The 13,886-nt window shown below is 38.9% G+C and carries 11 protein-coding genes and 1 pseudogene; 7 read left to right on the top strand and 5 right to left on the bottom strand.

Annotated elements, in window-relative coordinates:
• The first annotated feature begins 9 nt into the window (after positions 1–9).
• The 4 genes from AB3217_RS00060 to AB3217_RS00045 are packed head-to-tail and all read left to right on the top strand — an operon-like array spanning position 10 to position 4,615.
• Positions 10–672 (top strand): endonuclease/exonuclease/phosphatase family protein, encoded by a 663-nt coding sequence (locus AB3217_RS00060; RefSeq protein ID WP_068808530.1) that lies wholly within the window; start codon positions 10–12, stop codon positions 670–672.
• A gap of 58 nt (positions 673–730) precedes the next feature.
• Entirely contained in the window at positions 731–1,432 is a 702-nt protein-coding gene (locus AB3217_RS00055) for an ABC transporter ATP-binding protein (RefSeq protein ID WP_260274774.1), read from the top strand.
• 9 nt (positions 1,433–1,441) lie between these two features.
• Positions 1,442–4,006 carry an FtsX-like permease family protein gene (locus tag AB3217_RS00050; RefSeq protein ID WP_367365467.1) on the top strand — a complete coding sequence of 855 codons (2,565 nt, stop codon included), beginning with the start codon at positions 1,442–1,444 and terminating at the stop codon, positions 4,004–4,006.
• A gap of 42 nt (positions 4,007–4,048) precedes the next feature.
• Positions 4,049–4,615, top strand: coding sequence for a TetR/AcrR family transcriptional regulator (locus AB3217_RS00045; protein ID WP_057784461.1), 567 nt, complete (start codon positions 4,049–4,051; stop codon positions 4,613–4,615).
• 136 nt (positions 4,616–4,751) lie between these two features.
• Here the strand turns inward: AB3217_RS00045 and AB3217_RS00040 are convergent.
• The 5 genes and pseudogenes from AB3217_RS00040 to AB3217_RS00020 form a co-directional block, all read right to left on the bottom strand.
• Positions 4,752–5,776, bottom strand: a pseudogene (locus AB3217_RS00040) (IS30 family transposase).
• 660 nt (positions 5,777–6,436) lie between these two features.
• Positions 6,437–7,237 (bottom strand): AraC family transcriptional regulator, encoded by an 801-nt coding sequence (locus AB3217_RS00035; protein WP_057784464.1) that lies wholly within the window; start codon positions 7,235–7,237, stop codon positions 6,437–6,439.
• Positions 7,238–7,637: 400 nt separating this feature from the next.
• A complete protein-coding gene (locus AB3217_RS00030; protein ID WP_057784465.1) occupies positions 7,638–8,288 on the bottom strand; it encodes a TetR/AcrR family transcriptional regulator in 651 nt (216 codons plus the stop codon).
• A 24-nt stretch (positions 8,289–8,312) separates the two neighbouring features.
• Positions 8,313–9,932, bottom strand: coding sequence for an ABC transporter permease (locus tag AB3217_RS00025; RefSeq protein ID WP_068808561.1), 1,620 nt, complete (start codon positions 9,930–9,932; stop codon positions 8,313–8,315).
• Entirely contained in the window at positions 9,922–10,845 is a 924-nt protein-coding gene (locus tag AB3217_RS00020) for an ABC transporter ATP-binding protein (RefSeq protein ID WP_068808562.1), read from the bottom strand. The genes AB3217_RS00025 and AB3217_RS00020 overlap by 11 nt, the downstream gene beginning before the upstream one ends.
• A gap of 789 nt (positions 10,846–11,634) precedes the next feature.
• On the opposite strand from AB3217_RS00020, the gene AB3217_RS00015 reads away from it, so the two are divergent.
• From AB3217_RS00015 to AB3217_RS00005, 3 genes are all read left to right on the top strand, one after another.
• Positions 11,635–12,600, top strand: coding sequence for a DNA/RNA non-specific endonuclease (locus AB3217_RS00015; RefSeq protein WP_068804734.1), 966 nt, complete (start codon positions 11,635–11,637; stop codon positions 12,598–12,600).
• 185 nt (positions 12,601–12,785) lie between these two features.
• Positions 12,786–13,139, top strand: a complete 354-nt coding sequence (locus tag AB3217_RS00010) for an iron chaperone (RefSeq protein WP_057785001.1) — start codon at positions 12,786–12,788, stop codon at positions 13,137–13,139.
• A gap of 171 nt (positions 13,140–13,310) precedes the next feature.
• Positions 13,311–13,886, top strand: a 576-nt coding sequence (locus tag AB3217_RS00005; protein WP_367365466.1) for a MupG family TIM beta-alpha barrel fold protein, incomplete at its 3' end; no start/stop codon positions are given.

Raw genomic sequence — 13,886 nt, 5'->3', positions numbered from 1 at the left:
GTGAGATATTTGAAAATTGTTAGTTGGAATTGTAATGGTGCGTTTCGAAATAAGTTTCAATATATTCAGAAGCTTAATGCAGATTTATACATAATTGAAGAGTGTGAAAATCCGGAGAAAATTATTAGACCTGAGTATTTAAACTATGTTAAAAGCAGTGCTTACAAGTGCTTTAAAGGTGATAAAAAGGGATTACTTGTATTTTCGCCAGTGGCTACTATCAATCCTGTGCATTGGAATGATAATCGCATGCGTTATTATTTACCATTTAATTTTTTAAAACATCATTTTTTAGGAGTTTGGACGAAGGATAATTATATTGAAGATTTGTATTTGTATTCCAGTTTCAATATTCAAAAACTAAAAAATAGATATATTATTGGCGATTTTAACAGCAATGTTATGTGGGACAGAAAACATGGCTATCGAACCCATTCTGACTTTAATAAACTTGTTTCAAAGGTAGGCTTAGGAAGCGCCTATCATATGCAAACCGGTGATCTTTTTGGGCAAGAAAAACAAGCAACTTTTTATTTATATCGGAAACCAGAGAAACCATACTATATTGATTATGCGTACCTTCCCGAAAAATCAACGTTTAATATTACATTTGGAGATTCAAGTTTTTTACAGTATTCAGATCACCTCCCGTTAATATTAAACGTGAAGTAGCAACTTTTTAAATGCTATAATTCAAGTAACAGTAATCGAGATTTGAGAGGACGAAAAAATGGCATTTATCACATTAAAAGACGAAACAAAGCGTTACACAATTGAAAGCAATACCATCGTTGCCAATAATAAAGTGAACTTTGAAATTGATGAAGGTGAACTGGTTATTATTTTGGGCGAATCGGGAGCTGGAAAATCAACTGTCCTCAACATGTTGGGTGGCATGGATCATCCAACTGAGGGTAGTATTTTAATTGATGGCCAAGATATTGCGACCTATAATGAACGTCAATTAACTTCTTATCGCCGCACAATGGTAGGGTTTGTGTTTCAGTTTTACAATTTAATTCCTAATTTGACCGCCCGTGAAAACGTAGAATTGGCCAGCCAGGTGGCAGATGATGCCTTGGATGTGGAAGAAACCCTCAAACATGTTGGTCTTGAAAAGCGAATGGATAATTTTCCTGCACAACTTTCTGGTGGCGAACAACAACGGGTCGCGATTGCGCGAGCTTTGGCCAAAAATCCCAAGTTGCTTTTATGTGATGAGCCCACCGGAGCTTTGGATTATCATACCGGAAAACAAATTTTACAGTTACTGCAAGATACGGCTCGAAAAACCAACCGAACTGTTTTAATTGTGACGCATAATTCGATGATTGCCCCGATGGCAGACAAAGTGATTCATTTAAAGGATGCCCAAGTCCAAGGGATTGATATCAATAAACAGCCAACCCCTGTTGAACAGATTGAATGGTAGGTGCACACGATGAATCGAACTTATTTTAAGTCAACCATGCGGGAAATCAGTGACTCAGTGGGTCGCTTTGTGTCGATTGTGCTGATTATTTTACTGGGTTCTCTACTGTACGTCGGAATTCGAAGTGTGGGTCCTGATCTGAATCAAACGGCAAGCCATTATTTTGAAAAGCAAAAATTAAGTGATGTGAAAGTTACCTCAACGATGGGGCTGACGAACAGCGATTTAACTTCAATTAAGCAAAACAAACAAGTTAAACAAGCGATGCCGGTTCATATGACGACATTACAGAAAAGGCGTAACCAAATCGTTAGCGTTTACGGCTATCAAAACGGCAGTAAACTCGATCGATTGAAGTTAGTAAGTGGCAAATTGCCAACTAAAAACAACCAAATTGTGCTTGATAAAAAAGCTAAGCAAAACGGCTATAAAATTGGCGACACGTATCGATTGCCTAAAAGTGCCAGTTTAAAACGGCGCACGTTTAAAGTCGTTGGCTTTGTGAATTCGCCGCAATATGTCAGTAGTACGGATCGAGGCACAACTAATTTAGGCAGTGGGACGGTAAATTATTTTGCCTATGTCCCCAAAGCGGTCTTTAAACAAAAAGAATATGCGCTCATTGCGGTGCAGTTTAGAAATCCGAAGCATTACGCAGCGGGAACTGACCAATACAATAGCTATATCGACCGCCAAAAAACGAAATTGAAGCACACAATGCGAAATCGTCCGAGTGCTCGACAAAAGCAATTACAAACGACTGCGCAAAATAAATTAGATAAGCAATCCGCCAAAATTACCAAAGAAGAAAAACAGTTAGCAAAGGTGCCAGCAGCTTATCAAACGGCAAAGACAAAAGCGGCCAAAAAAGAGCTGATTGCAGCAAAGGCTAAGGTCAAAAAAGCTGAGGCCAAGGTTAAGGCAATTGCCAAACCCACATATTTGTATAATGATCGCAGCACCAATCCGGGGTATCAAGATTACTTTGATGAATCTCATAGTATCGCGGCCATTGCGATCATCTTTCCGGGTTTCTTCCTATTTATTGCAATCTTAATCACGTTTACAACAGTTTCGCGGATGGTCGAAACAAATCGTCGTGAAGTTGGTTTGATGCGAGCTTTAGGCTATACAAAACACGAAATTGCCATGAAATACATTGTTTACACGTTATTGGCCGGTATTCTCGGAGCTGGTTTAGGTGGCGCGTTAGGGATGTTGACTTTGCCACAATTCGTATTCAGTTTGTTATCAAATAACAACTTGAGCGATTTCGTTGGTGTCATTCCATGGGCGTATTTAGCACAAACAATGGTCGCTGGACTGGTGGCCACTTTGGGCAGCGCATTGATTGTTCTGACGATCAATTTACGTGAAGTTCCTACGAATTTAATGCGCGAACGGGCTCCTAAAGCCGGAAAACAGATTTTAATGGAGCGGATTAAGCCCCTTTGGAAACGACTAAGTTTTAATCAAAAAGTGAGCTACCGGAATTTGTTCCGTTATAAGGGCCGAATGCTGATGACGATTGTCGGCATTGCGGGATGTACGGGTTTGATTTTGACCGGTTTTGGCATCCAAAATTCGGTTGATGATTTAATTCCTGCTCAATACGAGAATGTGCAACATTTTCAAGCCATTGTGACGATGGACAAGGCAACTCGCCAGATTCATGCGGGTCAAATTTCGGCACAAAAATCAGCTTTGATTAAATCAGTGACGGCACGGCCAACCCACGGAACTGCCAACGACACGGTCTCAATGGTGGTGCCAAAAGCCACTACAAATTTTGAAAAATATGTGAGTTTAAAATCAGTTAATGGCAGTAAAAAAATAAAGTTAACTAATAAGGGCGTCATTTTGTCAGAAAAATTGGCAACCGACATGAATGCCAAGGCTGGCAGCACGATTATTCTCCAAATTAGTGGTAAAAAAGTGCGGGCTAAAGTTACTGGTGTGATTAAAAATTATGCTGGTCATTGGCTTTACACCACGCCAACTTATTATCATAAATTAACCAACAAAACTTATCATGCCACTTCACGGTTGGTCAAAACGACGCAAGTCAAGAAGGCGCAACGTGAAAAACTGAGTCGCAAGTTATTAAAACAAACCGGCGTTTTAAATGTTAGTTTTCCGCAGTATGCAGCAGGTGAATTAAGCACTGGTGGGCTAGGATCAGTTGTCTTGATCATGATCTTCATGTCTGGGGCACTGGCACTAGTGGTTTTGTATAACTTAACCAACATTAATATTTCGGAACGGATTCGTGAATTGGCAACCATTAAAGTGCTTGGCTTTTACGACCGCGAAGTCACAGCCTATGTTGCGCGGGAAAATGTGATCTTTACTGTCGTTGGCATTGTTGCAGGCTGGGGCATTGGCGTTTTCTTACATCAATTCATCATGGTCAAAGCACAAACGGGCAGTATCTTGTTTCCGATGGTGATCCATTATCCGGGTTACATTTGGTCTGCGCTGATTACGGGACTGTTTAGTTTAATTATTGGCGTGTTGACGCATTACAAGTTGAAAGGGATTGAGATGTTGGATGCGCTGGCGGCTAGTGAATAAGTATTAAAATGAGTTGGTAAGAAATGAAATGAGGGATGACCAGTGCAGGAAAAACAACAAAGACTTTTTGACGCCGCTCAGGAGATTTTTCAAGAATTGGGTTTCAAAAAAACTAATATTGTTAAAATTACGCAACGAGCTGGAGTCGCAGTCGGAACTTTTTACCGTTTTTACAATTCAAAAGAAGAAATTTTTCTCGAAGTTTATCAAACGGAAAACGAACGAATTAAACAGGCCGTGTTGGCGGACAACGATCTGACTGAAGATCCCCATGTATTGTTGCCTAAAATAATGAAAGAATTGATGCAAAAGGCAACAAATAGTTTGATTTTGCAGGCACGGTATGTGAATCCTAAACTTAAACAGTTGGTTGCGGACGACCCGGCCACACAAGAAGATTATTTGTATAGTACGTTGTCGCAATTGATTGAGCGGTGGCAAAAACGTGATGTGATGAAAACTGATATGACGATTGATCGCGTGCGGCAGTTATTTGAAGCCGTGATGGTGATTGATAATCATCAGGATGAATTACCAGTTGGTGATTTTGAACAATTGATGAATGATTTAATAGAAGGAATTTTACAACGAATTTTGAAGGAGCCTTAATGGGCTCTTTTTGTTTAGAAAAATTAAAAAAATCAGGAATATAATTCAAAAATTATTAGCCTAAAAGATTACCCCAATTGTCAAATCAAGTGCAACACTAACTAGATAAACAGGGAATTGGTATAGGAATCCAAACTTAGGCAGCAGTTAGTTGCTGATAATAAGCTTCAGCACTGAGATAGTGAATCGACTTACGAATCCTGTTATTTAAGGCATCTTGAATTTGTTGAATTTGATTTTCTGTATAATTCTTAAGCGACTCACCCTTGGGAATGTATTCCCGAATTTGACCATTGGCATTTTCATTAGAACCACGTTCCCAAGGCGAATAAGGATGTGCGAAATAGATTTGAGTACCCTTGACCTGATCTAGTAAAGAAAATTCACTGCCATTATCAAAGGTGATGGACTTGAACTGCGAGGTACCACGTTCATTAATTACCGCTTGTAACTCATCCAAACAAGTTTGGGCATGATAGTTAGGAATTTTAATGATCAGTTCAAACCGGGTAACGCGTTCCGTTAAAGTCATGAGAGCTGGTTCTGAAGGTACACGCTTGCCTTTGACTAGATCACCCCCCAGTGGCCAAATTTAGTTCGTTGTTGAACAATGTCTGGTCGCTTTTCAATGGAGGTTCCTAGGATTTTCTTATTGTGACGCTTATGAAAATGAGTTCCTTTAACACGTCTTCTCAATTTCTTAGGAAGATCACTATTACGTAACTTCAGAAGTCCTTGATCAATGTACCGATAAACAGTTGACACTGAGGAGCACGCGTCCTGCGGATGAGCGCTCTTAAATCGATGGACAAAGGTATCGATACTATCAACCCTTGGGTGATGCTTTAAAGCATCCGTTAGTTGCATAAAGAAGCTTCGGCAGGTTTTTAATAAACTTACTGCATGGCAGTTAGCTCGATGCTTTTCATAGATTGCCTGACCAGCATTCGCATAATAAGCTTTAAAGAATAAGTAATCCGTGTTTCGTTGTTGAACAGTTCCGCGTTTAACTTCACGGCTGATGGTACTGGGACTGCGGTGCAACCGTTTAGCAATTTGACGTAGTGAGAGTTTTTGGTTAAGCGATGCTTGAATAATGCCTCGTTCTTCAGGTTTTAGTTGTTGGTAATGTAAAGTAGTGCTATTCTTGGTTTGGGTCATGGAGACTTCCTTTCTTGGGTTTTGACGCTTCAAGTTTAGGTCTCCATGGCCTATTTGTATAGTTTACAGGTGTTGCACTTCAATTTTAAATTCGGCGTTTGAAGAAACGACGTCAATAATCAGAAATGATTTTTTAAATAGGTGTAACTAAAGGTTGAAAATATCAAAATCACTTCAATAACTAGTATTAAACGACTTGGTTCAAAAGTAGTGGTTTAATAATGCGCAGCAACACCGATATTAAAATTATTATATCAGTGTGTTGCTTGCAAAGATTAAACTTAGTCTGGAAGCAAATGGGCTCAGTAGTGTCGTTTATCTTAGCGGGTTTTGCTTAGATAAAGGCCGAGCTTGAAGACGTGGTTTGTGGCTCTAGGTCGTGCCCATTATTCCGCCTAGTAATGATGATTTTCGTTCCGAAAATCTTTCTTGCTCCTGTCGATGTCGATTCTTGTGGCAAGCTCGGCCGCAAGAACTCGCACTACGTTCCAGCCCAAATTTGCTGGAAGACGGCATTTTATCTAATTTTGCTGCCATGCACGTTTTCGTATCAAGCAACAAAATAAGTTTTTGTAGTTTTAACCTTTAGTAGGTGCAAATAAATAATCCCAGCTATGTTCACACTTAGAACATAACTGGGATTATTTTTCTAGCTTAACTTTAATATGGTCGAGCCGTTTCAGCTAAAGCGTCTTGCTTGATTTGGAGTCGTTTACGTTGATTATGCAGACGATACTGCTTTGGTGTCGTATCTGAGAATTTCTTAAAATGTTTAATGTAATTGCTTGAATCATAATAATTCAACATCCGAGAAATTTCATTTAACGGTAAATCGGTATGCAGAAGTAATTTTTTGGATTCATCAACACGTTGTTTATCGATATAACTCTGAATGGATAAGCCCATTGTATGGGTAAAAAGTCGTGAAACATACTGATAAGAAAGATTTAAATATTCAGCAATTCGAATCGGCTGCATCTTGTCATACAAATGCATATTCACGTAATAGGTGATTTGGTAAACTTGCTTAGGCACCGTATTTGTAGAAGTAATTTGATCTTCAGGTGTTTGCAAAGCAAAGAAATCTTTATAAATCAAACCCAAAATTTTGCGAAAAGCTTCTGGATTTTCTGGTTTTTCATCGGTCAGCCAGTCTAAATAAGCTTCACGGAGTTGTACGAAATTGGTTGCATTGAAATGATTGGCAAGTCCAGTCATGGCAAAGTCACCAACGACATTAACTAAGCTCCGATGCAAGTCTTCATGACTAGCTTCCTTGATTAGTTCACTATGATGTTCAAAAAATGAGTTTAGTTCACGTTCTGCGCGACCTGGTTCTCGTTTTTCAAAATTGAAAATTAAGCTATATTCTAAAAAAGAAAAACGGAGTAAATAATTCGATTTTTTTGAGTCCAATTTGCGGCGTGAAAAGTTTAATTGATCATAATCGTAATAAAACATTTTGCAATTCCTCCAAAAAATATTTGTTTTTAACATACTAAGTTACACTAAAAGAGACGCGAATTAAATGATACCATAAAAAAGCGTAAACATCGAAACTAATTTAATAATTTCATATATTTGTAACAATTTGACTTACATTATTCAGATAGAGCCTATAAGCAATTACCTCTAATTTAAGAAATGGTCGATATAATGGATAAGTGTTAAAGCTTAAAAATTAGAAAAAAGGAAAAATTCCTTTATTCAACTAGAATTATACTATTTTTTTGGTATAGTTAAAGTCCTTAATAGTGTTTTGCCAGTATTATTTAGAAAAACATTAAAAATCAGAGTGTTTAAACATTTAAAGACAAAATTGGTATCAAAAAGGCAGAGAAAATTTTTTCTCTGCCTGTTGTTACTCTTTTTTTAAAAAACCATGTTCCAAAACATCAATATAACCACGGACATTTTCAATAATGTCGTCAAAATCAGTGAGATCGGCATCTGGCTTCTTTTGCATTAGTGTTTTTGTTTCGGCCCCCACCTGATCTAAAACGCCTAACATCAAGCCTTGAATGGTTTTGCGGCTAACATTATTGCGAATTGGGAGTCGATTCAAAATCGGGTCAATCATGTTGGCCATATTGGCACTAGTTTGATTGTTATAAAATTCAGCAATTTCATGTTTCAGAGCGGAAGGAGCGTCACTTGCTTCCGCATAGGCATCTAACAATAATTTAAATTCTTCAGGATATTGCAATTGAAGCTGAATTTTATATTTTGTCGCATTAACAATCATAGCATCAAGATCCTGTGCATCATGCCAAACACTGTAATCAGCAACGGATTCAATGCGATCTGTGGCAAACTTGAGTGTCGCCATATAAAGATGCGCTTTGTTTTTATAATAGCGGAAGATGATACCCTTGGAAACTACTGCTTTTTGTGCAATGTCTTCTGTTTTTGCCCCACGATAGCCTCGATGAGCAAACTCAGTTAATGAGGTGGCCATGATGCGGCTCACTTTTTCAGGATCCATGGGAATATTAGTTTTTTTTTCGGTCATTGAAGTGAGCACTCCTTTCGATAATTAATTTTCAATCAGATCACGGTGTCGATAACCAATAAAACCAACGATGAACAGGATAACTGCCAAGACCATCATAAGGGTAAACTGTGGCCAATCAACTGATTTAACTGGCACATCGTTGATCCAGCCATAAGGAGTTATTTTTTGTGCCCAGTCAGGGATGTTCATTAAGTTGCCAAAGTATAAACTAATCAATCCGTATACTGGTAACGCCCAGATTATGGTCTGTAGTCGTGGGAACCAGCCAATAATTAAAACGCTAATTCCTAATATAACATACAGTGCAGGTAGGTAACCGAGAAAGCCGCGGCATAACCGAGCGAACGATAAGGGGTCATCCATAACCGTGGTGTTTGCCAACCAAATGCCACTCACGGCTGCCAGTAAAGACAAAGTACCGATAATAAAGGCAACTGCAGCATAACTACTAAAAATTTTGGCGCGTGAAACGGCTTTGGCATGAAGTTGTTCCAACCAGCCTTTACGTTCGTCGCCATTAATTCTCAAGAGCGTTTGCACACTAGGAACGGTCGCTAATACGGCAAAAACGATCATTAACAGCGCGGCAAATTTTAGGGCAATCATGCGTCCGGCAGCGTTTAAAGCTGATTGACCTAATAAACTGCCCATTAATGGATTTGTTTTCAAAAGATCACCAACTGTACCGAAAATTGAGCCATAGGAAATTCCCAAAATGGCAAGACTGATGATCCAAACAATCAAGCTCAAACGATCAAGCCGTAAAACTAAACTGAATGGTCCAGAGAGTAATACGGTTGCTCGTTTACGTCCACCACGCGTCGCAATTAAGCCAGCGTCGACATCTCGGTGACGACTTGCATAAAAAGTTAGAAAAAGTAAGACGATAGTCAACACTAACGAAAAGATGACGGGCAACCAATTATTTTCATGATAAATGGACATTTTTTCGACCCAGCCAAAGGGTGACCACCACGTCAAATCAGCGTTTTCCACATCCGTTACCATTCGAATCAAGTAGGTGACACCAAGAAATAGGTAACTTAGCATGGTGGCGCCACGGGGATTATCGCTAATTTGCGCCATTAAAAGGGCGGTACTTCCAAACATGAAGCCACTAGTAGCCAGGCCAAGACCAATTAATAAGTTTCCTTCTATTGAGGTGCCGTGCATACCAGAAACTTGTAACCCACCAAAGTAAACAAGGCCAACAAATAGATTAATCAAGAAAAGCTCGAGAGTCGCTGCTAATAAGGGACTTTGTTTGCCAACCGCATGGGAACGAATCAATTCTAACATGCCATTACTTTCTTCTCCCCGTGTATTTCGAACCGCGAAAAAGATGTTCATCACTGCCATAAATAGGGCCATAAAAACAACCATTTCACTCGCAAACACATCGGCTGTGGTGTAGGGCGGTTTGGCAACAAATGCGCCAAATAAGGAAACCATTGCCGGCATTTTTAAGGTGCTCACGATGCTGGCGATCGAGGTAGGTGTGCCATATAAATCGTTAAATTTAAAGGCTACAGATGCCATTAGACCACCCAAGATGAGTAGCCAGATGAGAATTAAAAACCAATCCCGGCGCAAATTAAAACGGGTTAAAAACCCACTTTGTTGATAATTATTACGCTTCATTTTGCCCATCTCCTTGCTCATCTTTTTGGTAGTAACGTAAGAAGAGATCTTCAAGAGTTGGTGGTGTACTTTGTAGACCAATAATTTCTAATGGCGCTAGGGTCAGCATAAGTTGAGCCATTTTATCAGAATCCATGCTGAAACTGGCTTTGTTTGCTACATTATCAGAATTTTTAAAGCTATGAACTCCTTCGCTAGTTGAAAGATCCGGCAGTGGCTTGCGTGTTTGCACAGTCACTAGTGTGCGGGTGAGATGCCGCATTTCGGTTAGCGTACCCGTTTCAATGATGCGACCCTCGCGGATAATTCCAATGCGGTCACACATACGTTCAACTTCGGATAAAATATGGCTGGATAATAAAATGCTTTTGCCGTTGTTTTTTAGAGCAAGTACGTGTTTTTGAAAGATTTCTTCGTTCAATGGATCAAGCCCGGATGTTGGCTCATCAAAGATGTATAAGTCAGCATCGGTAGAAAATGCGGCGATCAAGGCCACTTTCTGTCGGTTTCCTTTGGAATAAGTCCGGGCCTTTTTTGAGGGATCCAATTCGAATTCTTTGATTAACTCATCCGTGTGACCGGTATGTTTTTGATGATTGAGTTTCAAAAACAGGTCGATAATTTCGCCACCGGTTAAGTTGGGCCATAGGTAAACATCGCCTGGCACATATGCGAGGCGTTCATGAATGCTGACGGAATCCTGCCAAACATCCTTACCAAAAATGGTCGCTGAACCGCCAGATGAGCGGAGAATCCCGAGTAATGTCCGGATGGTAGTTGATTTGCCAGCTCCGTTTGGTCCGATAAAACCAAAAACTTCTCCTTTGTTGACGTTAAAAGTAATATCTTTTAATGCTTCGAATTTTCCAAACTTTTTTTGTAAATGATTAATTGAAAGTACTGTTTTAGACATAACACTGCCCCCTTGTGAGTTCTAAATCACGATTAATTTTAGTGAACTAATTGCGGCTAAAGTCCATGGATACTTAGCTTCAACTAATTAATAAGCAGAGTATAAGCTCCGTTGACCAATAAGTCAATGACTCGTTGGTCAATGTGAGACTTAATTTTTTTATATCTGCTTTTTTGGCCAATCGGTAATTAAAAATTTGGCTGTCAATAATTGAAATATACAGATCACATAACCTGGAAATTATTTCAGTATACGTGATTTTTTATTTTAAGTATTTATTCTCTAATAAAATAGCGGTAATATAAAAAAGGTTACTCTACGCAAGAAGTAACCAAATATTTTATTTATTTACTAAAGGTTGAAACTACAAAAACTTATCTTGTTGCTTGATACGAAAACGTTCATGGCAGCAAAATTAGATAAAATGCCGTTCTCCAGCAAATTTGGGCTGGAACGTAGTGCGAGTTCTTGCGGCCGAGCTTGCCACAAGAATCGACATCGACAGGAGCAAGAAAGATTTTCGGAACGAAAATCATCATTACTAGGCGGAATAGTGGGCACGACTTGGAGCCGCAAACCACGTCTCCAAGCTCGGCCTTTATCTAAGCGAAACCCGCTAAGATAAACGATACTACTGAGCCCATTTGCTTCCAGACTAAGTGAGGCGTAGGACGGCAATTAAACTACTGCTTTTGAACCAAGTCGTTTAATATTAATTATTGAAGTGATTTTGATACTTTCAACCTTTAGTTATTTACCATTCGCGGTGGTAGAAAGTAGGGGAGCAGCATGAAAAAAGTTTCAAAGCTAGTCATACTAGTGATTGCCACATTTACATTGGCGTTTAATGTGCAACAGTTACCAAGCAACACCAAAACTGCGCAAGCCACGACCTATGTTTATGTGACTAGAACAGGGAAGCATTACTTTTATAAACGGCACGATCGGGGTCTAAATCGAGCTAAAAAAGTTTATAAAGTAAGTTTAACAACAGCTAAACGACGGGGATTAACTTTGTCAGCCACTGAAAAAGCACCAAAGAAAAAAGTGGTTCACAAGAAGAAAGTCGTGCATAAAAAGAAAAAGGTTGTTAAGAAAAAGAAAGTCGTCCACAAGAAAAAAGTTGTCCATAAGGTTGTTAAAAAAGTTTCGGCAAAAAAGGCCAAGGCAGCAACGACTTCTAAACTGAGCACACTTAAGTACCACGGGACGCAAACAGTGATCATCAATAAGGATCGCCCTAATTTTTCCAAGGCAACTTTGTCCACCAAAAAAGGTGCATGGCAAAAATATAGTAATTTGGATAGCGAGAATCGGGCAACTGATGCGAATGCTATGCTGAATAAACGATTGATGCCTAAAAAAGCCCGTGCGTCACTTTACGTAGACCCAACTGGGTGGCACAACAAGAAGTTGAAGTCTGGTTGGCTCTATAACCGGTGTCATTTGATTGGGTATCAGTTGACAGGACAAAACAATAATTGGAAGAATTTAATTACTGGAACCCGTTCACTAAACGATCCGCAAATGACGAAGTATGAAAATGAAACAGCTAAGTATTTACGGCAAAGTTCTCACCATTATGTGCGTTATGAAGTCAAACCAGTTTATTCGGGTCGCGACTTGCTAGCTAATGGAGTAGAAATGCGGGCACAATCGATTGGCTCAAATCGTATTAGATACAATGTTTATATTTTCAATGTTCAAAAAGGGGTAAAACTCAATTACGTTAATGGTACAAGTAAAGTTAGTTAAATAGAAAAAGTTGAAAATCGATTAAATATGTCAGGTTTGCGTGCCTGATAACTTAATCGATTTTTTAGTGTCCTTGGGTGAGAATAATGGCGTGAAGAAGGTTATAATTGGTTTCAAAGAGAAGTTTATAACTGAATGGTGTGTGAGTAACACTGAATTCCCAGAGAAAGTAAAGGATGTTAACTATGGAGAAATATGCAAATGTTGCAGAGTACATGGCAGGATTACCAGAAATGCAACAAAATGTGGCGCAAATTATGCGTGACTTATTGGCAGATGCGGCTCCCGATGCAAAAGAGGTTCTATCGTATAATATGCCGGCTATTAAGCAAAATGGGAAAGTTTTGGTGTATTTTGCGGCAACGCAAAAACATCTTGGTTTTTATCCAACGCCCGCTCCGATTGTGGCCTTTGAAGCACAATTAAAGGACTTTCAGACTTCTAAAGGAACCATCCAGATTCCTTATGACCAGCCATTACCAGTAAAACTGATTCGCGAGATTGTGGCATTTCGGGTGAAGGAAGTTAGTGGAGAATAAGAGATTAGGGCAAATTATATAATATGTGATTTGTCCTTTTTTGCGCCTTCAAAAGAAATTAAATTTCAATTATATTGATTAAATTAATAAAAATGTTGAAATAATAATTCATAAGAGGTATACTCAATTCGTAAAATGAAAACGTTAACAAATATGGGAGGTGATAGTACTATGTTAGGTTTTTCAATTTATCTTGATCAAGAAATTGACAATCAAACTAAAAACTATATAAAAGAAATGAAACGAAATGGCTTTACAGGTGTGTTTACTTCAGTACATATTCCAGAGGAGGATGCCTCTAAGTATGTCGATCGATTGAAGTTACTTGGAGGTTATTGTGCAGAGCAAAAATTGAAATTAACGGTTGATCTTGATTTGAAAGGTTTAAAAAACTTAGGAGTTTCAGTTAGTTCGGCTAGAAGCTTAACTCACATTGGTATTTCAGCGTTGAGATTGGACGATGGATTTAGCAATTCAAAAATTGCTGAACTGAGTCATCAATTAAACATTGCCTTGAATGCCAGCACAATAAGTGAAAGCGACGTTAATAATTTACATGCAGATCAAGCTGATTTTGACCATATGGAAGCTTGGCATAATTATTATCCTCGTCCAGAAACAGGATTGGACACGGATTGGTTTGCAACTAAGAACCAATGGCTAAAAAAACACCACTTTACAGTAATGGCTTTTGTTCCAGGAGATTCAAAGTTGCGTGGCCCAATTTATAAAGGTTTACCGACTTTA

This window comes from Pediococcus parvulus (assembly GCF_964063155.1).
Classification (GTDB): domain Bacteria; phylum Bacillota; class Bacilli; order Lactobacillales; family Lactobacillaceae; genus Pediococcus; species Pediococcus parvulus.
The sequence above is the reverse complement of the archived record's forward strand: the minus strand, read 5'-3'. Positions and strand labels throughout refer to the sequence as shown.